The organism is Dactylosporangium sp. CA-139114 (assembly GCF_050955725.1).
GTDB lineage: Bacteria > Actinomycetota > Actinomycetes > Mycobacteriales > Micromonosporaceae > Dactylosporangium.
On record NZ_CP192080.1, the window covers coordinates 7,757,068 to 7,779,510 of the forward strand.

The 22,443-nt window shown below is 74.5% G+C and carries 13 protein-coding genes; 3 read left to right on the forward strand and 10 right to left on the reverse strand.

Going from position 1 to position 22,443, the window contains the following annotated elements; genetic code table 11:
* Window positions 1-9: 9 nt before the first annotated feature.
* The 10 genes from ACQP2P_RS34560 to ACQP2P_RS34605 form a co-directional block, all read right to left on the reverse strand.
* A complete protein-coding gene (locus ACQP2P_RS34560) occupies window positions 10-621 on the reverse strand; it encodes a multicopper oxidase domain-containing protein (RefSeq protein WP_433608105.1) in 612 nt (203 codons plus the stop codon).
* A gap of 155 nt (window positions 622-776) precedes the next feature.
* Window positions 777-1,307 carry a hypothetical protein gene (locus tag ACQP2P_RS34565; protein WP_433608107.1) on the reverse strand — a complete coding sequence of 177 codons (531 nt, stop codon included), beginning with the start codon at window positions 1,305-1,307 and terminating at the stop codon, window positions 777-779.
* Complete coding sequence (locus ACQP2P_RS34570; protein WP_433608109.1) at window positions 1,304-1,864, reverse strand: hypothetical protein; 561 nt, start codon at window positions 1,862-1,864, stop codon at window positions 1,304-1,306. Before ACQP2P_RS34570 ends, ACQP2P_RS34565 begins: the two co-directional genes overlap by 4 nt.
* Window positions 1,861-4,092: a GMC oxidoreductase gene (locus tag ACQP2P_RS34575; protein WP_433608111.1), complete on the reverse strand. Its 2,232-nt coding sequence runs from the start codon at window positions 4,090-4,092 to the stop codon at window positions 1,861-1,863. Before ACQP2P_RS34575 ends, ACQP2P_RS34570 begins: the two co-directional genes overlap by 4 nt.
* Window positions 4,089-4,469 carry a DUF1622 domain-containing protein gene (locus ACQP2P_RS34580; protein WP_433608113.1) on the reverse strand — a complete coding sequence of 127 codons (381 nt, stop codon included), beginning with the start codon at window positions 4,467-4,469 and terminating at the stop codon, window positions 4,089-4,091. Before ACQP2P_RS34580 ends, ACQP2P_RS34575 begins: the two co-directional genes overlap by 4 nt.
* A 114-nt stretch (window positions 4,470-4,583) precedes the next feature.
* The gene (locus tag ACQP2P_RS34585; protein ID WP_433608115.1) at window positions 4,584-4,781 is read right to left on the reverse strand and encodes a hypothetical protein; all 198 of its coding nucleotides are present in this window, start codon (window positions 4,779-4,781) and stop codon (window positions 4,584-4,586) included.
* 9 nt (window positions 4,782-4,790) lie between these two features.
* Complete coding sequence (locus ACQP2P_RS34590; RefSeq protein WP_433608117.1) at window positions 4,791-5,249, reverse strand: SRPBCC family protein; 459 nt, start codon at window positions 5,247-5,249, stop codon at window positions 4,791-4,793.
* Window positions 5,250-5,265: 16 nt separating this feature from the next.
* The gene (locus ACQP2P_RS34595) at window positions 5,266-6,618 is read right to left on the reverse strand and encodes a carotenoid oxygenase family protein (RefSeq protein WP_433608119.1); all 1,353 of its coding nucleotides are present in this window, start codon (window positions 6,616-6,618) and stop codon (window positions 5,266-5,268) included.
* Complete coding sequence (locus ACQP2P_RS34600) at window positions 6,615-8,024, reverse strand: MFS transporter (RefSeq protein ID WP_433608121.1); 1,410 nt, start codon at window positions 8,022-8,024, stop codon at window positions 6,615-6,617. The genes ACQP2P_RS34595 and ACQP2P_RS34600 overlap by 4 nt, the downstream gene beginning before the upstream one ends.
* Before the next feature lie 199 nt (window positions 8,025-8,223).
* A complete protein-coding gene (locus ACQP2P_RS34605; protein ID WP_433608123.1) occupies window positions 8,224-8,562 on the reverse strand; it encodes a DUF3987 domain-containing protein in 339 nt (112 codons plus the stop codon).
* Between the two features lie 196 nt (window positions 8,563-8,758).
* Between ACQP2P_RS34605 and ACQP2P_RS34610 the strand changes: the two genes are divergently transcribed.
* The 3 genes from ACQP2P_RS34610 (at window position 8,759) to ACQP2P_RS34620 (ending at window position 22,443) form a co-directional block, all read left to right on the forward strand.
* Window positions 8,759-11,971, forward strand: coding sequence for an FG-GAP-like repeat-containing protein (locus tag ACQP2P_RS34610; RefSeq protein WP_433608125.1), 3,213 nt, complete (start codon window positions 8,759-8,761; stop codon window positions 11,969-11,971).
* A 223-nt stretch (window positions 11,972-12,194) separates the two neighbouring features.
* On the forward strand, window positions 12,195-13,949 hold the full coding sequence (locus tag ACQP2P_RS34615) for a non-ribosomal peptide synthetase (protein ID WP_433608127.1): 1,755 nt from the start codon (window positions 12,195-12,197) through the stop codon (window positions 13,947-13,949).
* A 46-nt stretch (window positions 13,950-13,995) separates the two neighbouring features.
* Window positions 13,996-22,443 (forward strand): amino acid adenylation domain-containing protein, encoded by an 8,448-nt coding sequence (locus tag ACQP2P_RS34620; protein ID WP_433608129.1) that lies wholly within the window; start codon window positions 13,996-13,998, stop codon window positions 22,441-22,443.

A 22,443-nucleotide genomic window follows, 5' to 3' on the forward strand; every position in this document is an offset into this window, starting at 1 on the left:
GACCGGTCGTCATTCGGTGGCCGCGCCGGTGTGGTGGTGCGGTGCCGTCACGCCGATGCAGGCCAGGTGCCAGGTCATGCCTTCGGCGGCGTGTTCGAAGTTGTGGCAGTGGTCCATCCACACGCCGGGGTTGTCGGCGCGGAAGGTGATGTCGTACCACGTCGACGAGCTGCCCGGTGCGCACGCGCAGCGGGCCCCGGTGAGCCGGTCGATGTCGGCGGCGTGCGGCGCGCGGGCAGTGCGTGGACCACCGCCCCAGTCGGCCGGCTGTGTGGGGCGTCCGGGCAGGAAGAGCACGGCGGCGGCCGGCACGATGAGCAGGGCACCGACAACGACCAGCGCCGGCGTGCCGGTGCGGTGCCCGCGCCGGCGCAGGGCTGCCCAGGCGGCGACCGTGGCGAGGGCGACGGTGACGGCCGCGGCGACGGCCGGGGCGTCGGACGGATGCTGCGGCACCCACGCCAGCCACGCTGAGGTGAGCACTCCGGCCGCGGCGAGTTGGCCGGCGACCGCGCCGGCCCGGCCGCGCACAGCGGTCAGGGCGGCGAGGGTGAGCGGGCCAACCGCGACCGGCAGGCCGATCGTGACGCGGTCGTCGACGAGCGCCCAGCCACCGGTCACAGCAGCGCGGCGACGGCGACGCGAGCGGCGACGAACCCTCCCGTCACCGCGAGGGGCCGGCGTAGCCGGCGTGCTTCGGTGCTGGAGCGGGCGGCCCGGACGGCGAGCAGGCGGCGGCGCACGCGGCCAGTAACAGGTCGATGATGAAAAGTGGTTCAGCCATGGGGATCTCCGTGGTCGCGCAGCTCGGCGGCGATGGCGTGCCAGAGCGGCAGGGCGGTGAAGTAGGCGCCGGCTGCTGCGGTGATGGCGAACGCGAGCCCGGTGGCCCAGCGGCCCTCGGGGCTCCAGTAGACGTCGCGGAGGTTGAGCAGCAGCGGCGCCTCGTCGACGACGAGCGCGGTGCCGGCGCCGTAGCCGGCGCCGATCAGGCAGTGCACGCCGACGCGGTCGGTGCCGCGCACGGCGAGCGCACCGGTCGCGGCGAGCAGTACCACGCCGGGGACGTAATGGTGGATGTGGACGCCGGCCACGGTGACGTCGCGCAGCACGGCCGGTCGGCGCGCTGCGGGCTCGCCGCGGCGGCACCGGATGCTGCCGGTCACGGCCCTGGTGACGACCTCGGTCAGCGCGAAGGTCACGCAGGCGACCAGGGCCGAGCGCTGCGCAGCGGTGAGCGTCTCACGGAACTCCGCGTGCGCCCGGGCGGCCGCCCGTCGCGGCCGGGTCGGGCGCCTGGCCGTCATGGGCGCGCCGCCGGGTCGTCGTCGCCCGGGTCGGTGGTTGCGACCGGCGCATACCGCTGGTCTCTGACCACTTCGACGAGCAGGACCCAGGCGTTGGTCATGGCCGCGACCATGGCCCAGACGGTGCCGAAGGCATACCAGCGCAGGTCGGCCCCGACCCACCCGAGCAGCCCGGCACCGGCGGCGAGGGAGGGCCCGGTGCTGGTGAGGATGAGCAGCAGCCGGGTCACCCGCCAGGTGATCGGCTGCCGGCTGGGCCGGCCCAGGCCGGGCAGGAAGATGCCGAGCAGCAGCGCCAGCGTGCCGCCGGCGATGAGCAGCAGCTGGGCCCCGGCAGCGCGGGGACCCTGGTGCGGGACGAGCAGGACCACCGACTGGCACAGGACGCTGACGAAGATGACGACACCCTCACCGGCGCGGCCGGGCAGCTCGTGGTGGCGCAGGATGGCGGTGATGTTGATACTGACGGCGACGAACACCAGGCCGGTGAGGACGGCGGCCGCGCCGGCCTGGGCGAGGGCGAACTCGCTCCAGGCGTGCAGCTCGGATTCGGTCATGGGAACTCCTCTCGGTGGGGGGCCGCCGCAGGGCGGATCGGCCAGGCCGCCGCGGTGACGCGCCGGGCGAAGAACGAGGCGTAGCGGGCCAGCGCGCGAGGCGAGCCACGGAAGGTGCCCAGTTGGCTCAGAAAACCGGCTGCGCTCAGGCGTAACACGCCCGCTCCACCGCCGCCGGGCCCGGCGACGACGACGTGCAGGGTGGTGGTCGCCGCCCACAGCCGCCACAGGTCGCCGGGCTGGACGACCTTGCGGCCGCGCAGCTCCCATCGCCGGCCCGCGATGAGCAACGACAGCTCGTACTCCATCCGCCGCGCCCGGCCGGCGCCGGCCCCGGTGCGGGTCAGCATGCGCACGGTGCCGCGCTCGACGGCGACGCCGGACGAGCCGGTCAGGCCGGCCACGCGCACGCGCCCGACGGCCTGAGCGGGGTGGCGGGGGTCGCGCAGGAACGCGTCCATGTCGGCGACGGCGACCGTGACCGTGGCCGTGACCGCGTGGGCCGCGCCGTCGAACGACACGGTGCCACGCATCGCCTCGGTGAACTGGACCGCGGGCCGGGGCGGGACGGGGCGCACCGCGACGACGGTGTCCTCCGGCAGGGGCGGCCGCACCACCGTGGCCTTGCCCGGCGCGGTCCAGGCCGCGTCGCCGGTGATCCGGCGGATGAGGATCTCGACGCACCGCTCGGCGACCGCGGTGATGGTGTGGGAGGGGTTGGCCCCGGTGGCGGCCGGCAGGATGGCGCCGTCGAACACGTACAGGCCCGGGTGGCCGAACACCTCGCCGTCCACGTCGACCACACCGTCGTGCGGTCCGGTACCGATCCGGCAGCCGCCGAGGCTGTGGACGGAGACGGGCTGACCGAGGTACCGCCAGGTCGGCGGCAGCGCCAGCCGCCCGCCCAACGAGCGTGCGATATCGGCCGCCATGTCGTTCTCGGCCGCGTACAGGAGCCGGTCACCGGCGGCGTCCCAGTCGACGTGCAGGTGGCCGCCGCGCAGGCTGAGGCGGCCCTCGGCGTGGTCGCGCCCCATGGACAGCAGCACCACGGTGTGGTCGGTGGCCTCCCGCGCGGCGGCCGCGACGACCGGCCCGGGGTGGCGCCCCTCGCGCAGCGCGCGGGCGACGGTCGTCAGTCCGAGCGCGGCCAGCCGTCCCGGCGACAGCGCCAGGATGAGCCGGGCCAGGTGCGCGGAGTAGCCGCCGTCCTCGACGAGAAACCACGCTGGCCGATCGGCCCTCGGCCCGGCGTCGACAAGCCGGGCGGTGGTGATCGTCGGGCCACGGTCGGGGTACACGGGCACGGTGGTCCCATGGCCGAAGGCCAGGAAGTCGCCGTTGCCCGAGTAGCCGTGGCCCAGCATCGGCGGCAGGTCGGGCAGGGTGCGGTACTGGTCGCGGCTGCGAAGCAGGATCGCGGTGCTGCCCAGCGCGCCGGCGGCCAGCACGACCCGCTCCGCCGTGATGGTGCGCCTGGCGCGGCGCCCGTGGTCGCGCAGGTGGATGCGGTACCGGCCGCCAGGCGAGTGTTCCAGGTGGACGACCTCGCAGCGGGTCGACACCGTGGCGCCGTGCAGCTCGGCGAGCGAGAGGTAGGTCAGGTCGAGGGAGTTCTTGGCGCCGACATTGCAGCCGATGTCGCACTCCCCGCAGTACACGCAGCCGGCCTGGGTGGCGCCGAACCGGTTGCGCACCGGCAGGCCCGGCGGCCCGAAGGTGACGGCGAGGTTTGGCAGGAACACGCCGTGGTCGGCGCCGCCCGCGGCGAGCAGCCGGGTCTTCGGCGGCAGCTGACCGGTGCGCGGGTCCGGCGGCACCGGCCGGATCGCGAGCATGTCGGCGGCGAGGTCGTAGTACGGGTCAAGCGTGTCGCGACGGTAAGGCGCGGGCCAGTGCTCGGTGAACACCTCGGCGGGTGCGCGCATGGCCACGTTGGCGTAGACGAGCGATCCGCCGCCGTAGCCCGCCGCGGTGACCGTCAGCATGTGCGGGTACGGCCGGATGTCGTACAGGCCCTGTTCGTGCGCCCACAGCCAGCCCTGGTCGGGGTCGCTGAGCTCGCGCGGGAAGCTGCCGGCCGGCCATCGCCGGCCGCGCTCGAGGACGGCGACGTCGACGCCGGCCTGGGCCAGGCGGCAGGCGGCGACGGCGCCGCCGAAGCCGCTGCCGACCACGACGGTGTCGAAGTGCTCGCGCGGTGCCCCGTCGGCCGGTGTCGGCGTCATCGGGTTGCTCCCGCCGCGCCGGGCACCACCGGCGGCGCCGGGCGCCACGGCCATCGACCGTCGAGCTCGACCTGCAGCGACAGGCTCAGCAGGGTCCGCACCGCGACGACGGCGGCGAGCAGCGCGATGCGGGGCAGGGTGGGCAGGACCGCGACGGTCTCCACGATGTCCGCGGCGACCAGAATCTCCAGGCCGAGCAGGGTGGACCGGCCGATGGTGCGGCGGAGGCGGTCGTAGGTCTCGCGCTGACCGCCGCGACGCGCGGCGAGCAGGGCCGGTGCGGCCCCGAGCAGGACTCCCACGGCGATCACGGCGACCCCGGCGAGGTCCAGCAGGGTGCCGACGGTGTCGACGAGCTGATCGAGCTGCAGGTGCATGGCGTGTCGCTCCTGTTCGCGGGTGGCCTGGACGGCGCCGGCGGCCGGGGGTGAGCGCCCGGGGTTGCCCGGGGCGGGTAAGGCCGGGTGGCCGCCAGCCCCGGGCGGGTCGGGTCAGTCCCAGAGGATCAGCGCCGCGGCGACCGCGACGACCGGCACGAGCAGCCACGGCTCGGCCAGCACCGCGACCGCGGCGAAGAGCAGCGCGAACCACAGCAGTGCCTTGGCGATGCGCCGCTGGGTCCGCCGGCGCGGTTTGCGGCCGTGCGGCGGCGCTTCGGGCACCGGCGGCGCGGTGTGGGTGTCGGTCATGGCGATCTCCTATTCGGTCCGGGCGGCGGCCTCGGCGGCGCCGCGGAGGCGGTCGAGCCATCCGGCGAGCGAGGCGTCCAGCGCCGCGCGCAGGTTGTCCGCGTCGGCCCGCACGGGGTCGCCTTCCCAGGACTCCGCGGTCCGCACGAGCGTGCGGTCGCCGTCCGCGGTGAAGGTCCACTCGTGCACGCCGGTGATGCCGTGTGCCGGGCCGCCCCAGAGGATGCGGTGCGGCGCATCGAGCGCGTAGACGGTCGATGCGATGGACAGCCCGGCGGTGCTCCAGTGGAAGGTGTCGCCGACGTGCAAGGGCCCGTCGGCGTGGGCGGTGTCGATGTCGGTCTGCCAGCGCGGCCAGCCGTCGACGTCGGCGTGCAGCCGCCAGACCACGTCGGCCGGGGCGTCGATGACTATGTCGCGGTGGACGACGACGGTGGCGTGCTCGTCGATGCCGGTGGGGTGGGTCATTGCGTACTCCATTCGTTCAGGCGAGGTCGGCGTCGGGGATCCAGGAGCCGTGGATGCCGGCCGGCACCCGCCGCGGCAGCTGCACCGCGGCCACCTCCCGCAGTTCGGAGGCGTCGAGGATGAGCAGCTCGGAGGAGTCGGAGCCGAGGTCACTCACGACGGACATGAGGTAGCCGTGATCGTCGGCGGTGCCGCCCTCGGCGGGCACGAAGTACGGCTCGCCGGGCAGCCGGTCGCGGCCCAGGTCGAAGACCTTCCGGGCGCCGGTGCCGTTGTCGTACTTGACGATGCCCCAGTCGGCGCGGCCGCTGCCCGGGAACGCCAGCGCGTAGGCGTGCCGGTTGGGCAGCCCGACGAGCCGGTTGTCGATCGTCGGGAACTCGGTGACGAGGTCGTCGGTGATTTCCTCGGACGCCTTGCCGGTGGCGGGATCGAGGGTCCAGCGGTAGGCCGTCATGCCGGTGCCCGGAACCGTGGCGTAGCCGGGCGCGCCGACCCACCACTTCCAGGTGGACTCCCACGCGGTGCGGTCGTAGCGGGGGCCGTCCACGACGACGCGGCCGCCGGCGTCGATGTGCGCGTTCGTGCTGTGCAGCAGCGCGCCGGGCTCGACGTCGAACCACTGGACCTCGGCGGGCCCGGTGCGCGGCATGACACCCATCCGCGCGGGGTAGTCGTCGTTCCACCGGTACGGGATGCCGGACTGCTCGGCCGGGTTGAACGTCACCGGCAGGTCGAAGAAGATGACGTGGTCGGTGGTGATCGCGAAGTCGTGCATGAGCGACGGGCCGGCGCCGTTGACGACCTCGGCCCGGGTGATGTGCCCGGCCGGCGAGGCCGTGTAGTAGATCAGGTGCGGCGGGAACGGCGAGTAGCACAGGAAGTGCAGCTCGCCGGTGATCGGGTCCTCCTTGGTGTGCGCCGTCATCGGCGTCTTGAGGCCGCCGTGGAAGTCGAACGCCCCGACGGTGTCGAGCTCCGGGGTGACCTGCCAGGGCAGGTTCACCTCCTGCAGGGCCAGCAGCCGGCCGCCGAACTCGATGATGTGCGTGGCCGCGGCGCTCGCGGCCAGGTCCATCGACCCGTCGGCCCGGAACAGCGGGGCGTCGTCGGTGAAGGCCGGCGTGTGGACCCAGCGGTTGCGGTACCACTCGGCCCGGCCGCCGCTCAGCCGCACGCCGTGGAGCATGCCGCTGCCGCGGAACCAGTGGGTGGGAACGACGCCCGGCTTCGGGTTGTGGCCGTTGCGGATGTATCGGCCCTCCAGCTCCGGCGGGATCGTGCCGCGTACCGGCAGGTCGGTCGCCGACGCCTCGTCCGTGACGGGCGTGTAGTGACCGCTGAGGTACGGCTTGGGCAAGGGGTTCACGAGGCGTCCTTTCGGGTGGGCGGCTGCGGGTGCAGCACGAGGGAGAGCACGGCGGTGGCGGCCGTCAGCGCCGCCGCGCCGATCAGTGCCGCGCGGTAGCCGGCGGCAAGCACCGCCGGGGGTGCGGCGGGGTCGGCCGAGCCGGCCGATGCGGCGAGGGTGCTCAGCACCGCCAGGCCGACGGCGCCGCCGATCTGCCGGGTGGTGTTGATCAGCCCGCCGGCCAGGCCGGCGTCGGCGGCTGGCACGCCGTCGGCGGACAGGTCGGTCAGCAACACGAATGCCGTGCCGAGGCCCAGACCGATGAGCACCGACGGGCCGGCGACGGCGGTCAGGAACGCGCCGTGGAGCGGTGTGCGCGCCAGCCAGGCGAGCCCTCCCGCCACGGCGGCCAGCGCCGCGGGCAGCAGCAGGCGGCGGCTCGCTCGACGGGCCAGGGGTGGCGTGGCCGTTGAGGCCGCCGTCACGGCGAAGGCGAGTGGCAGCTGGGTGAGCCCGGCCCGCACCGGCGAGTAGCCCAGCACCCGCTGCTGGTACAGCGGCAGGAAGAAGAACAGCGCCAGCCAGGCGGCGCCGAGCAGCGCCATCAGCAGGTTGGCCGGCCCGACCGCGCCGGTGCGCAGCACGCCGAGCCGCACCAGCGGCTGCGCGACCCTGCGCTGCGCGGCGACGAAGGCGGCGAGCAGACCGATCCCGAGCGCCAGCACGCCGACGGTCCGCGGCGACGACCAGCCGTGCTGCCCCGCGCCGGACAGCGCCAGCGTCACGGCGATCAGGCCCCCGGTCACCGAGACCGCACCGACGACGTCAATCCGGCCACCGCCCGGCCGGTCCTGGGGCACCAGCGGCCGGGTGGCGACCATGATGGGTACCGCCACCACGACCCCGGCGGCGAACACCGCCCGCCAGCCGAACACGTCGGTGAGCACGCCGCTGAGCAGCACGCCGGCCGCCCCGCCCGCGCCGGTGACAGCCCCCCAGACGCCGAGCGCGCGGGCTCGGCCGGCACCTGGCGGGAACAGCGCAAACACCAGGCCGAGCGCCGCCGGGGCCAGCAACGCGGCGCCGACGCCCTGCACCGCGCGGGCCGCGATGAGCAACGGCGGGGTCGTGGCGGCCGCGGCCGCCGCCGAGCCGGCCGCGAACACCGCCGTGCCGGCCAGGAACATCCGCCGCCGGCCGAATACGTCGCCGAGCCGCCCGCCGAGCAGCAGCAACGACCCGAACGCCAGCACGTAGGCGTTGACCGTCCAGGCCAGACCCGCCGACGACAGGCCGAGCCCGGCCCCGATCGCGGGCAGCGCCACGTTGACGATCGACGTGGTCAGCACCACCAGAAACTGGGCGGTCGCCAGCACGATGAGCGCACCGCCCGGCGCACGGCTATCGGCGACGCGGTCACGCATGGGCTGGATCGTCGTCACGAGCGGCCTCCTCCCGAACGGGCCGTCCATGTCGCCCGGTGCCGCTACGCTCCCAGGGCCGGCCTACCGCCCGCGTCGGTGAACATCGCCTATCCCGCCGCCTACGCAGCCTCTCGTGCGCCTACCGGACACCGGCCGGCGATGGGCGCCGAAACCGGCCGAGACGCCGGCGACGTGGCGATCAGGTGGTCGCCCGCGGGTCCTGACCGCCGTGGGGGCCGAGGACCATTCGCCCGCTTCTCCCCGCAGCCTCGCCGGGCCGTAGCTGCCGCTCGATCCGGTTCGCCGCCTCGGGCCGCACCCGCTTGGCGTCGTCGGTGAGGGTGACCACGGCCGGGTCGTCCCACGCGGCGAACGCGGCGGCCAGGTCGTGCAGCTGCCGGGCATAGTGCTCGCCGGTCTCCTCCGGCACCGGGCCGTCGTCGTTGCGGTACCCGGCCAGGTCGCCGTTGCCGCCGAACTTGCGCGAGGTGCACGGGTGACGGCACCACCCTCGACATCGCCTGCACGCCGCCCGCACTCGCCCAGACCGACCTGCGCCGCCGCCGTACCGGCGACCGCGCCGCCGCCTGAGCGTGCGTGCTGGGGCAGTTGTCGCACAGCGATGTCTCGAGGAACCCGTCCCGATAGATGAGAATAATTCATCTATGTCTATAATCTGCATCCGTGACAGTCGGCCGGCGCCCGGACCGGCGGCACATCGGGAGAGGCGAGACGTGGACAGGACCCTATCCGAAAGGGCGATCACCGGAAGACCACGGACGATCGTCGGCGCTCTGATCGCGGCCGCACTTTGCGTGGTGTTGGTCGTGGCCGGCTCCGCGGAACCGGCCGTCGCCGCTGACGCGGCCTGCGGCACGGCCGGCTCGAACTTCGCCCCACAGCCCATCGCGCCGAACACTGCCGCGCTGCGCATGGGCTGCGCCAGGGACGCCGGCAGCCTGCGGTCGCTGGCCGCCGGCGACAACGACATGGTGAGTGTTGTCGACTTCAACATCACGGAGCGACCTGACCAGTGGCAGCAGCTGATGCGCGGGGTGGTCGACACCACCCATGCCGACCAGGGGCGGGGACTGACGCTCAGCGAGTCCCTCGCCCAGCAGGCGCGGCGCAACGCGGTGGGCATCTACCAGCAGGAGGCCGGCGTCCGGTTCAACGGCAGCATCCAGGTCGTCGGCAACAGCCTCGTCATGGTCATCCCGGCGGGAGAGGTCAGCGCCACCGCCAACTGGTGGCAGAAGTCACTGGCCTTCATCGTCGGCACCGCCGTGCTCGTCGTGTCCGCGGCGCTCTGCATGGTCGCGTTCAATGTCGGTGCACCCCTGGCCGCACCCATCTGCGGTGCCGTCAGCGGGGCCTTGTCGGGCCTGGTCGGCGAGCTGATGAACGCCTATTTCGACGGCAGGTCCCTGGGTGACGGCGACGTCTGGGCCGAAGCGGTCGCCATCGCGTTGCTCAGCGGCGTGGCCGGGGCCGCCGTCGGCAAGCTGGTCGAGTTCGCCGCCAACGGGTTGAACACCTCGATCGGTGCTGCCCAGCAGAGCATGCGCAACATCATCACCCGGTGGGGCTCCTGGTCGAACCCGCTCCCCCTCATCGCGGGCGTGTGGAGCAACGACGGTTGGGGCGTGTTGGTCTACAACTACCTCGAACGCTTGGCCCGCGGCGTCTCGACGGCCGACGTGCGCCTGAAGATCATGCCCCTGGGCGACTCGATCACCTACGGTACGGGGAGCTCCAACAGCGCGGGCTATCGGCAGGCGCTCTACGGCTTGTTGACGCAGCACGGCGCCGGCGTCGAGTTGGTCGGCTCCCTGCACTCCGGGCCGTCGCCCGACGCCCATGAGGGCCATCCCGGCTGGTTGATCAACGACGTTGCCAACATCATCGACGGCGCGCTGTCCACCTACAAACCGAACGTGGTGCTGCTGCACCTCGGCACCAATGACATGAACAACAACGTCGACCCGGCGGGTGCCCCAGGGCGGCTCGGCAGCCTGATCGACCGGATCTTCCGCGACCAGCCCGGGGTCACGGTCGTGGTCTCGACCATCGTCCCGGCGACCATCGCGGCCACGCAGGCGCGGATCAGCGCCTTCAACGCGGCGATCCCCGAGGTGGTGGCCAGCCGCCGCTCGGCCGGCAAGCACGTGCAGCTGGTCAGCATGAACGCCGTGACACCGCCGGATCTGGCGGACTGGCTGCACCCGAACGATCGCGGCTACCAGAAGATGGCGGCGAACTTCTACCAAGGAATCCTCAAGGCGCGCGACGCCGGCTGGGTGGCGCCGGCTCCTTCCGGCGGTGCCTCGGCCGGCGGTCCCGTGCGAGGCTGGGCGCCGCAAGGTGTCGTTGCCTCCGGAACGATGGGCGCGGGCTCCTACCCCGGCGGCCTTTCGCTGGGCAGCGGCGACCAGGTGCAACTGACCGACATCACCGGGGACGGCCGGGCCGACTACCTGGTCACGCACACGAGCGGCAAGGTCGATGTCTGGAACAACGCCGGCACGGACCCGGTCACCTGGGTGGGGCACCGCACGATCGCCCTCCCCGCCCACGATGACGACTGGGAGTTCGCCGACGTGACCGGCGACGGCCGGGCCGAGCTGCTCCAGCAGGATCCCGACGCCGACCCGGCCTTCGGGATCGTGCGGGGCTACGACGGCGACGGCGAGTTCGTCTTCTTCGGGTCGTACGACCGGATGGGACGGAACATGAACTGGGCCGACCTCGACGGCGACGGCGACGCCGACCTCCTTGACGTGGCCGACGACAGTTCGGTGCAGTTCGAGTCGAACGAGAACGCCGGACGTGAGTTCGCGCCGCGCAAGCTGGTGGCCACCGGCGTCGGTGTCCCGGGCAGCCAGATCCGGTTCGCCGACATCAACGGCGATCGTCGCGCCGACTACCTCGTCGTCAACCCGGACAGCTCGGTGAAGGCCTGGCTCAACGGCGGGCCTGGCGGCAGCGGTTATCTCTGGCAGCCGCTCGGCGTGATCGCCACCGGCATCGGCTCCGCCGGCAGCCTGATCAGGTTCGCCGACGTCGACGGTGACCGGAGAGCCGACTATCTCGTCGTCGACCCGGCAACTGGCGATACTCAGATGTGGCGCAACGGCGGCCCGGGCGGCAGCGGCTACATGTGGCTCCCGCAAGGCTCGATCACCACGGGAAATCCTGACCGCGTCGTCTACGCCGATCTCGACGGCGACCACCGGGCGGACTACCTGCAGGTGAACGCGGACGGCTCCGTCCAGGCCTGGACGAATGGCGGCCAGAACCCGACCACCTGGCCGTGGTATCCGCGGGGAACCGTCGCGAGTGGCGTCGGCAAGCCCGGCGTCGACGTCCGGTTCGCGGACATCAACGGCGACTCCCGGGACGATTACCTCGTCGTGAACCCGGACAGTTCCGTCCAGGCTTGGATCAACGGCGGACCCGGCGGGGCGAACTGGCTCTGGTATCCGCAAGGCACAGTGGCCACCGGCGTCGGTGTCCCGGGCAGTCAGATCCGGTTCGCCGACATCAACGGCGACATGCGGGACGACTACCTGGCGGTGAACCCGGACAGCTCCGTCAAAGCCTGGCTGAACGGTGGACCCGGCGGCGCGAACTGGCTGTGGTTCCCTCAGGACACCGTAGCCACAGGTGTGGGTGTTCCCGGCAGCCAGATCCGGTTCGCCCACCTGTACGGCACCGCGAGCGCCGACTTCCTGGTCCTGGGCGACAACGGCTCGGTCAAGGTCTGGCAGAACGGCGGACCCGGCACCAGCGGTTACCTCTGGTTCCCCGGCGGTGAAGTGGCCAGCGGTGTCGGCGCTCCCGGCAGCCAGATCCAGTTCGCCGACCTCAATGCCGACGGACGAGACGAGTACCTCGACGTCGACCCCCGCACCGGTGCTACCAGGGTATGGCTCAACGTCGGATGAGCCGCCCGGGATGCCGCTGCCTGCGACCACCGCAAGCAGCGGCATCCCCGTGCTCAGCCCGGCCGGACCACCATCCGCGTGACCTCGGCAGAGAGGTTTGGAGTAGGCGAAACGTAGGGTTCGGTTAGCGGTGTTCGGTAGGTTGGCGGCCGCTTGACGGTCTCGGCTCGCTGCGCCTACGGACGTGTGACGCGGATCCGGGCCCTGGGAAGGGAGACTCCGCATGCCCGACCGCATCGAGGTGGCGTTCGCCCGGCAGGTGCGCCGGACGCCGGACGCCGACGCGCTGGTGGTCGGTACCCGCCGGTTCACCTACCGCGACGTCGATGCGCGCGCCGACGCGGTCGCCGTCCAGCTGCGCAGCCAGGGCGTGGGCCGCAACGAGTACGTGGGCGTCTGCCTCGACCGCGAGGAGTGGCTGATCCCGGCGCTGCTCGGCGTGCTCCGGGCGGGCGCGGCCTACGTGCCGATGGACCCGGCCCATCCCGCCGAACGACAGGCCTTCGTCATCGGCGACGCGCGGCTGCGGCACGTCCTGGTGGACAAGCGGCAGGTCGATGCGGCGTGGCTGGGTGGCGCCCGCCCGATGGTGCCGGGCGACGGCCCGGTCGCCTCGCCGCACGACGCCGACGCCGGCGACCCGGCCGGCGGGGACGGCCCGGCCTACCTGATCTACACCTCGGGGTCGACCGGAAAGCCCAAGGGCGTCGTCATCGACCACGGGCAGACGCTCAACCTCGTCCGGTGGGCGGTGCAGACGTACTCGGCCGACGAGCTGCGCGGCACGCTCGCCTCCACGTCGGTGTGCTTCGACGTGTCGGTCGTGGAAATGTTCGCGCCGTTGCTCAGCGGCGGCACGGTCATCCTCGCCGACTCGCTGCTCGCCCTCGGCGACCTGCCCGCCCGCGACGAGGTCACGTTCCTCAACGGGGTGCCGTCGGTGCTCGCCGTCCTGCTGAGCTCGCCGCTGCCGCCGTCCGTACGCACGGTGAGCCCGGCCGGCGAGGCGCTGACCCGGGCGCTGGCCCGGCGGATCTACGCCAACCCCGGCGTCACCCGGCTGGTCAACTGCTACGGCCCGACCGAGTGCACCACCTACTGCCTCGTCGCCGAGGTGACGCGCGCCGACCTGGACGCCGCGCACGAGCCGCCGATCGGCGCACCCATCGCCGGGGCGGTGGCGAGCGTGCGCGACGAGGAGGGGCGGCCGGTGCCCGACGGCGCGATCGGTGAGCTGTGGATCGCCGGGCCCGTCGTGAGCTCCGGATATCTCCACCGCCCCGAGCTGACCGCGCTACGGTTCCCGCCCGATCCCGACGACCCGGCCCGGCGGGCGTACCGCACGGGCGACCTGGTGCGCCGGGTCGACGGCGTCTACCACTACCTCGGCCGCAGCGACCACCAGGTCAAGATCCGCGGCATCCGGGTCGAGCTCGGCGAGGTCGAGGCGTTCCTGGCCACCTGCCCGGGCGTCCAGCACGCGGTGGTGACCGCGCCGGCCGACGCCGGCGGTGACCGGCGGCTGGTCGGGTACGTCCAGGGCACCGGCCCGGAGCCGATCGACGCGAACCGGTTGCACGACGACCTGAGCCGCCGGCTACCGGCCCACCTGGTGCCGAGCCGGATCGTGGTGCTCGACGAGTTCCCGCTCGGGCCGACCGGCAAGGTCGACCGGTCGGCGCTGCCGGTGCCGGCCGACCCCGCCCGGGTCCCGACGCCGCCGCGCACGCCCGTCGAGCGGTTCATGGCCGGCGTCTGGGCCGCCGCGCTCGGCGTCGCTGCGGAGACGATCGGCGTCGACGATCAGTTCATCCGGCTGGGCGGGCAGTCGCTGACGGCGGCCCGCGTCGTGGCGCTGCTGCGGCCGGCCCTGGGCTTCGCCGTGCCGGTCCGCCTGCTGTTCGACCATCCGGTGCTGGCCGACTTCGCCGCGGCGGTCGAGGAGCTGGCGCTGACAGAACTCGCCCGCGAGGCCTGACCGGGCCCGGGCAACGTCCACGGGGGGCGGATCGATGACGGAACAGATGCAGGATCGGGCTGCGCTGCGCGCGCTCCTGGAGGCGCGGCTCGCCGCGTTCACACCCGCCGAGCCGGCGGCGGATCCCGACGACCATCCACAGTCGACGTTGCCGCTCACCGGCGCGGAGCGGGCGATGTGGCTCGCCTCCCAGCTCGACCCGGACAGCCCGGCCTACCACGTCCCGATCGTCGTGCGGCTCGTCGGCCCGCTCGATCGGCCGGCGCTGCTCGCCGCCGTGCGCGACGTGATCGGGCGGCATCCGGCCCTGCGCAGCACGATCACGGTCGACGACGGCACGCCCGTCGCCGTGGCCGGGCCGGCCGACGCGGTGCCCGTCGACGAGCGTGCGGTCACCCCGGACACGCTCGCCGCCGCACTGTCCGACCACGCCCGGCGGCCGTTCCGGCTCGCCGCGGAGCCGCCGCTGCGCGTGACGCTGTTCGCGGTCGGCACCGGCGAGCACCACCTGGCGCTGACCGCGCACCACGTCGCCATGGACGACGCGTCGATCACGCTGCTGGTCGCCGAGCTGGCGCAGCGCTACGCCGGCCACCACGCGGGCGACGGCCCGCCCGCGCCGGTCTGGCCGGTTCGGGGGCGCCGGCGGGCGCCGGAGCCCGACGAGGAGGATCTGCGGTGGTGGACAAGGCGGCTGGCCGGGCTCACGCCCGCGCCGTTGCCGGTCGGCCGGGTGAACGCGCCCGCCGGCGAGCCCGACCGCACGCCCGACGATGCCGGGGCACAGGTGCCGTTGACCGTGCCGGCCGCGCTCGCCGACCGGGTCCGCGCCGTCGCGGCCGCGCACGGCATGACGCCGTTCATGGTCCTGCTGGCGGCGCTCCAGGCGATGCTGGCGCGCACCGGCGACGACCCCGACGTCGCCGTCGGCGTTCCCGAGGCGGGGCGCCGGGAGCCCGGCAGCGGGTCGGCGATCGGCTGCTTCGTCAACACCGTCGTGGTCCGCACCGACCTGTCCGGCGATCCCACCGGACGCGACGTGCTCTCCCGCGCCCGCGAGGCGGCCCTCGACGCGCTGAGCCACGCCGACGTGCCGCTCCCCCGGATCGTCGAGCGCGTCAACCCGCGCCGCGACGACGGCTCGACGCCGCTGTTCCGGGTCCTGCTCAACGTGGTCCCCGCCGACCCGCACCCGGCCACGTTCCCGGGGCTGGCCGCGACGGTCACCGTCGGCGGCACCGACCGGGTCCGGGCCGACCTGACGGTGCGGCTCGCCGACGCCGGCGACGGCCCGCTCGACGGCGTGGTGGAGTACCGGCTGCGCGACTGCGACGCGGCGGCCGCGCACCGGATCGCCGGGTGGTTCCTGACGCAGCTCGCCAGCCTGGTATCCGATGTGGACGGTCTCATTCGGACGGTGCCGCTGCCGGGCACCGTGGACCCGGCCGTGGCCGGTGCACCGGTGGACGCGCCGACCGGCACCCTGCACCCGATGGTCACCCGGTGGGCGGCGGCCACCCCGGACGCGACGGCCGTGGTCGCCGCCGACGGCACCCTCACCTACGCCGAACTGGACCGCCGGGCGAACCGGGTCGCCCGGCGCCTGCTGGCCGACGGCGTGGCGCCGGACGAGCCGGTGGCGGTGCTCACCGAACGCAGCACCCACCTGCCGGTGGCGCTGCTCGGCATCCTCAAGGCCGCAGCGGCGTACCTGCCCGTCGACCCGACGTACCCGCCCGCGCGGCTGGCCGCCCTCCTGCGGGCCGCGGGCGCCGCCACGGTGCTCGTCGCCGACGGGCTGGACGAGGCGCTGGCCGACGGACTCGCCGACGCCGACCTGCCGGTCGCCGTGCGCCACTTGGACGATCCGGAGACCTTCCCGGTGGGCCCGGACGGGGACCCGGGCGTGGAGTGCGACCCCGGCCGGCTGGCGTACGTCATCTTCACCTCGGGGTCCACCGGCACGCCGAAGGGTGTGGCGGTGGAGCACCGGGCGATCACCCGCTACCTCTGCGGGATCGGCGACCGGCTGCCGGCCGGTGCCGCGTCGTTCGCCCTGGTCTCGACGCAGGCAGCCGACCTCGGGCTGACCATGTTGCTCGGCGCGCTGACCACCGGCGCGGCCGCTCACCTCGTCGACGTCGCAACGGCCACCGACGCCGCCGCGTTCGCCGGCTACCTGGCCCGCCACCCGGTCGACGTGCTCAAACTCGTCCCCAGCCACCTGCACCTGCTGGCCGCGGAGACCGGCGCGGACCTCGCCGACGTGCTTCCGCGCCGGCTGCTGATCCTGGCCGGCGAGGCGTGCCCGTGGGAGCTGGTCGACCGGGTCCGGGCCGCCCGGCCCGACCTCGCCGTCCAGGTGCACTACGGCCCGACCGAGACGACCGTCGCCGTCCTGGCCCTCGACGTGTCGACGGTGACCGACCGGGCCGGCGCCGACGTGGTGCCGCTGGGCGGGCCGCTGCCGGGCGTGCGGTGCCGGGTGGCCGACCGCGCCGGCGCGCCGCTGCCCGCCGGCCTGCCGGGTGAGCTGTGGCTGGCCGGCCCGAGCCTCGCCCGCGGCTACCTGCACGACGACCGGCTGACCGCGCGGCGGTTCGTCACGGAGTCCAGGGTCCGCTGGTACCGCACCGGTGACCGGGTCCGCCTCCGCGCCGACGGCCACCTCGACTTCCTCGGCCGCACCGACGACCAGGTCAAGATTCAGGGGTACCGGGTGGAGCCCGGCGAGGTGGCCGCGGCGCTGCGCCGGCTCGGCGGCGTGGACGCGGCGGTCGTGCTGCCGGTGGGGCCGCCCGGCGGGCGCCGGCTGGTGGCGTGGTTCACCGGCACCGAGGGTGGCGGACCCGACGAGACACGGCTGCGCGACGAACTGCGCCGGCGGCTTCCGCGCTGGATGGTCCCGGCGTCGATCGTGCGGCTCGACGCCCTGCCGCTGACCCCGAACGGCAAGGTCGACCGGGCCCGGCTGCCCGAACCGGTGACGGCCGTCGATACCGGCCCGGTGTCGTTGAGCCCCACCGAGGAGGCGGTCGCCGCGGCGTGGCGCCAGGTCCTGGACGGCCGGCCCGGCGCGCCGGCCACCGGTACCATCCGCCCGGACGACGACTTCTTCGCCCTCGGCGGGCATTCCTTCGCCGCCACCCGGGTCGCGGCGCTGCTGCGCACGACCACCGGCCATGACGTGCCCGCCCGGCTCACGTTCCGCCACCCGGTGCTGCGCGACTTCGCCGCCGCCCTGGACCGCACCGCACCACCCGCGAACGGCGTGGCGTCGGCGGCCGGCCGACGCGGGCCCGGGACCGTGGTGCCGTTGTCGGCGGCCCAGGCCCGGCTGTGGTTCCTGGCCAGCCTCGACCCGGCCAGCCCGACCTACCACGTGCCGATCGTCCTGCGCCTGCCGGCCGGCATCGACGGCACGGCGCTGCTGGACGCGGTCCGGTTGCTCGCCGACCGGCACGAGGTCCTGCGCACCACCGTGACCACGGTCGACGGGCAGCCGTGCGGCCGGATCGGCCGGGCCGCCGACGTGCCGGTCCGCGAGCGGTCGGTGCCCGCCGCCGACCTCGACCGCGTGCTGGCCGCCGAGGTGGCGCACCCGTTCGACCTCCAGCGGCGCCCGGCGATGCGCGCCGTGCTGCTGCGGGTCGCCGACGGGGCCGACCACCTGGCGATCGTCTTGCACCACGTGGCGACCGACGCCTGGAGCCGCGGGCTGATCCTGGCCGACCTCGTGGCGCTGTACCGGTACCGCACCGGCGTCGGTCTGCTGCCCCCGCCCGCGCCGCAGTACGCCGACCACGCGACCGCGCTGCGCGCCGAACCGGACGGTCCGGCGCTGGACTGGTGGGAGCGGCAGCTGGCCGGGCTGTCCCGGCTCGACCTGCCGACGGACCGGCCGCCCGCCGCGGGCGGGGCGTTCGCCGCGGGCACCGCCGGCGCCGCCGTGCCGTTCGAGGTGCCCGACGCGCTGGCCGGCCGGATCCGGGCGCTGGCCGGCAGCCGCGGCATGACGCCGTTCATGGTGCTGCTGGCCGGCCTCCAGGCGCTGCTCGCCCGGCTCACCGGTGCGAGCGACATCGCGGTCGGCGTGCCGGAGAGCGGCCGGCACGGCCCGGGCACCGAGGATGTCGTCGGCTGCTTCGTCAACACGCTGGTCGTCCGCGCTGAGGTCGACGCGGCGGCGACCGCGGGGCACCTGCTCGACGCGGCCCGGGCGGCGGCGCTCGCCGCGTTCGCCCACGCCGACGTGCCGTTCGACCGGGTGGTGCAGCGGCTGCGCCCGGACCGCGAGGACGGCACCGGCCCGCTGTTCCAGGTGAGCCTCAACGTGCACGATGCCGGCCCAGCGGTGGTGGAGTTCGGCCCCGGGTTGCCGGCGACGGTCGTGCCGGTGCCGGAGACCGAGGCGAAGTCCGACCTGTCGTGGCACGTCGCCGTCGACGGCACGGCACTGCGCGGCAGCCTGACGTACCGGTCGGCGCTGTTCTACGAGCCGACCGCGCGGCGGCTGGTCTCCTGGTACATCACGCTGCTCGACGGCCTGCTGTCCACTGCGGACGTTGCGCTGGGCGCGATCCCGCTGGCGCCCGTCGACGGCCCGGCGCTGGCCGGCCCGCCCCTGCCGCACGAGGACGGCGTTCTGCATCCGCTCATCGAGCGGTGGGCCGACGCCACCCCCGACGCGCCGGCGGTGGTGGCCGCCGACGCGACGCTCACCTACGCCGAACTCGACCGGCGGGCCAACCGCGTCGCACACTGGCTCCTCGACCGCGGGGTGCGCGCCGACCAGCCGGTCGCGGTGCTCACCGAGCGCACGAGCCACCTCGCGGTCGCGCTGCTCGGCGTCCTCAAGGCCGGCGCGGCGTACCTGCCCGTCGACGCGGGCTACCCGCCGGAGCGGGTGCGGACGGTGCTGCGCGGCGCCGGCGCGGTCGCCACGCTCGCCGAACGCGAGTTCACCGGCCACGCCGAGGGGACCGTCGCGATCCTCGACGACGACGCCACCTGGGCCGGCCTGCCCACCCACCGGCCCGACGCCGGGGTACGCCCGGACCGGCTGGCCTACGTCATCTTCACGTCAGGCTCCACCGGCGCGCCCAAGGGCGTGGCCGTGGAGCACCGGCACATCACCCACTACCTGGCGGCGGCGCTCGCGTACCTCGGCGCGGCCCCCCGCGCGAGCTACGCGCTGGTCTCCACCCACGCGGCCGACCTGGGCATGACGAACCTGTTCGGCGCGCTGACAACCGGTGCCACGCTGCACCTGGTCGACCGGCAGACCGCCACCGACCCGGAGGCGTTCGCCGCGTACCAGGAGCGCGAGCGGGTCGACGTCCTCAAGTGCGTGCCGAGCCACCTGGAACTGCTGGCCGCGCACGGCGACCTGGGCCGGGTGCTGCCCCGCCGGGTGCTGATCCTGGCCGGTGAACCGCTGCTGTGGGACCTCGTCGACCGCGTCCGCGCGGCACGGCCCGACCTCACGGTCCTCAACTCGTACGGGCCGTCGGAGACCACCGTCGCGGTGTCGATGTGCGACGTGGACGCGGTGCCGCGCACCGGGTCCACGGTGCCGCTGGGCCCGCCACTGTCCGATGTGGACTTCTACGTCACCGACGCCGCCGGGCGGCCGCAGCCGGCCGGCATCCCCGGCGAGCTGTGGATCGGCGGCCCGACGGTCAGCCGGGGCTACCTCGGCCGTCCCGACCTGACCGCCGAACGCTTCCCGGCCGACCCGCTGGACCCCACCCGCCGCTGCTACCGCTCCGGCGACCTGGTGCGCCTGCGGCCCGACGGCCAGCTCGAGTTCCGGGGCCGGGCCGACGACCAGGTCAAGATCCGGGGGTACCGGGTCGAGCCCGGTGAGATCGTCGCGGTGCTGCGCCGCCTGCCCGGCGTCCGGGAGGCCGTCGTGCTCCCGGTCGGCGAGGGCCACCAGCGCAGGCTCGCCGCCTGGATCACCGGGACGGCCGACGTGGACCAGGTGCGCCGGCGCCTGCGGCAGGACCTGCCCGAGTACGCGGTGCCGACCACCATCACCGGCCTGGACGCCCTGCCGCTGACCGCCAACGGCAAGGTCGACCGCGCGCGGCTGCCCGCACCGGCCGAGGCGGCGCCGGCCGCCTACGTCGAGCCGGCCACGGCGACCGAGCACCGGGTCGCCGCCGCCTACGCGCAGGTGCTCGACGTCGAGCGGGTCGGTGCCACCGACGACTTCTTCGCCCTCGGCGGCGACTCCTTCCAGGCGGTGCAGGCCGCCCGCGCGGCCGATCCGGACCTGCGGGTCATCGACCTGTTCAACCACCCGACGGTGCGCGACCTCGCGGCGTTCCTCGACCGGCGGTCCGGCGAACCGGCCGGGCTGCTGCACCGGCTCGGCGCAACGGCCGGCGCGGCCGAGGTCACCGTCGTGTGCGTCCCGTACGGCGGCGGGTCGGCGGCGGCGTACCGGCCGCTGGCGATGGCGCTCGGCCCGCGCGTGGCGACGTACGCGATCGAGCTGCCCGGGCACGACCCGGCCCGCCCCGACGAGCCGCTGCTGCCGCTGCCGCGGCTCGTCGACCGGGTGGCCGCCGAGGTCGCAGAGCGGGTCACCGGGCCGGTGGTGGTGTACGGGCACTGTGTCGGCACCGCGACGGCGGTCGCGCTGGCGCAGCGGCTCCAGGCCGACGGCGCCGAGCTGGCCGGCGTGGTGCTGGCGGCGGCGTTCCCGACCGCGCGGCTGCCCGGACGACTTTCCGCGTGGTTCAACCGGGTGCTGCCCAGCGACCGGTGGATGTCCGATCGCGACTACCGCGACGTGCTGCGGGCCATGGGCGGGATGCTCGACGACCTCGACGACACCGACCTCCGGACGATGATGAACAGCCTGCGCCACGACGCCCGGCAGGCGCAGCTGTTCCACACCGGCGAACTCGCCCGCGCCGACCGGACCCGGCTGTCCGTCCCGGTGCTGTGCGTCGTCGGGGAGCGCGACCGCAGCACCGAGCTCTACCAGGAGCGCTACCGGGAGTGGGGCGCGTACGCCGACCGGGTCGAGCTCGCCGTGGTGCCGCACGCCGGCCACTACTTCCTCAAGCACCAGGCGACGCACGTCGCCGAGCTGATCGGCGGGCGGCTGGCGGCGTGGCGGGCCGGGCGGGTGCCGCCGCCGGTCGCCGACGTGGCGGTCGCCGGATCGGCGGCCCGCCGCAGCCTCCGGGCATTCTCCCTCGTCGCCGCCGGCCAGACGGCGTCGCTGATCGGCAGCGCGCTGAGCGCGTTCGCGCTCGGCGTCTGGGCATACCAGGCCAGCGGCCGCATGGCCGACTACGCGCTGATCACGCTGCTGGCGGTGATGCCGGCCATCGTCGGCGCGCCGGTCGGTGGCGCGGTCGCCGACCGGTTCGACCGGCGCCGGGTGATGCTGACCTGCGACGCCGTCGCCGGGCTGACGGTCGCCGCGCTCGTCGTCCTGCTGTGGCTGGACAGCCTGCGACTGTGGCACGTCGCCGTGATCGTGGGGACGGGGTCGCTGGTCACGGCGTTCCACCGGCCCGCGTACCTGGCCGCGATCACGCAACTGGTTCCCAAGCCGTACCTGCCGCAGGCCAACGCCGTCGCCCAGCTCGGCACCGGGCTCGGTATGCTGCTCGCCCCGCTGGCCGGCGGCGCGCTGATCACCGCGTTCGGGCTGCCCGCCGTGGTGGGCATCGACGTGTTGACGTTCGTGCTGGGGCTGGCCACGCTGCTGGTGGTGCGCTTCCCGGACCGGCTGTTCCGGCGCCGGGAGGAGACGTTCCGGCAGGCGATCGTGGGCGGCTGGCGGTACATCGTCCGGCGCCGCCCGCTCGTCGTGATGATCGTCTTCTTCCTGGTGGACAACTACCTCAGCTCGATCGCGACGGTGGTGGTGACCCCGCTGGTGCTGTCGATCGGTGACGCCGCGGACGTCGGCCTGGTGACGGCGGCGAGCGGCCTGGGTGCGGCGTTCGGGGCCGTCGTCATGCTCGTGTGGGGCGGCACCCGGCGGCGGGCCACCGGCATGGTCGGGTTCGTGCTCGGCGTCGGCGCCGGCATCCTCGTCATGGGGCTGCGGCCCGCGGTCCTCGTCCTCAGCATCGGGATCTTCGTCTGGTGGGCGTCGACGAGCATCCTCAACGCGCACTGGCTGGCGTTGATCCAGATCAAGGTCGGGCTGGAGCTCCAGGGCCGGGTGCTGGCGACCAACCAGATGCTCGCGGTCGCGATGGCCCCGGCCGGCTACGTCAGCGCGCCGTGGCTGGCCGACCGGATCGCCGGCACCGGGATCGGCCCGGTGCGCGGCATGAGCCTGCTGCTCGTGACCGTCGGCGCGGTACTCATGGGATGGGCCGTGCTCGGCCTGCGCTACCGGCCGCTGCACCGGATGGAGGACGACCTGCCCGACGCCGTGGCGGGTGCGAAGATCGAGGGCGACCTCGACCGGGTGCAGGCCGAGGCGGACCGGGAACTGGCGCCGGCCAGGTCGTGA

Bases quoted from the DNA above. Each gene is read 5' to 3' on its own strand.
- ACQP2P_RS34565 (WP_433608107.1), bottom strand. From the start codon at position 1,307: ATGACGGCCAGGCGCCCGACCCGGCCGCGACGGGCGGCCGCCCGGGCG.
- ACQP2P_RS34570 (WP_433608109.1), bottom strand. From the start codon at position 1,864: ATGACCGAATCCGAGCTGCACGCCTGGAGCGAGTTCGCCCTCGCCCAG.
- ACQP2P_RS34575 (WP_433608111.1), bottom strand. From the start codon at position 4,092: ATGACGCCGACACCGGCCGACGGGGCACCGCGCGAGCACTTCGACACC.
- ACQP2P_RS34580 (WP_433608113.1), bottom strand. From the start codon at position 4,469: ATGCACCTGCAGCTCGATCAGCTCGTCGACACCGTCGGCACCCTGCTG.
- ACQP2P_RS34585 (WP_433608115.1), bottom strand. From the start codon at position 4,781: ATGACCGACACCCACACCGCGCCGCCGGTGCCCGAAGCGCCGCCGCAC.
- ACQP2P_RS34590 (WP_433608117.1), bottom strand. From the start codon at position 5,249: ATGACCCACCCCACCGGCATCGACGAGCACGCCACCGTCGTCGTCCAC.
- ACQP2P_RS34600 (WP_433608121.1), bottom strand. From the start codon at position 8,024: ATGCGTGACCGCGTCGCCGATAGCCGTGCGCCGGGCGGTGCGCTCATC.
- ACQP2P_RS34615 (WP_433608127.1), top strand. From the start codon at position 12,195: ATGCCCGACCGCATCGAGGTGGCGTTCGCCCGGCAGGTGCGCCGGACG.
- ACQP2P_RS34620 (WP_433608129.1), top strand. From the start codon at position 13,996: ATGCAGGATCGGGCTGCGCTGCGCGCGCTCCTGGAGGCGCGGCTCGCC.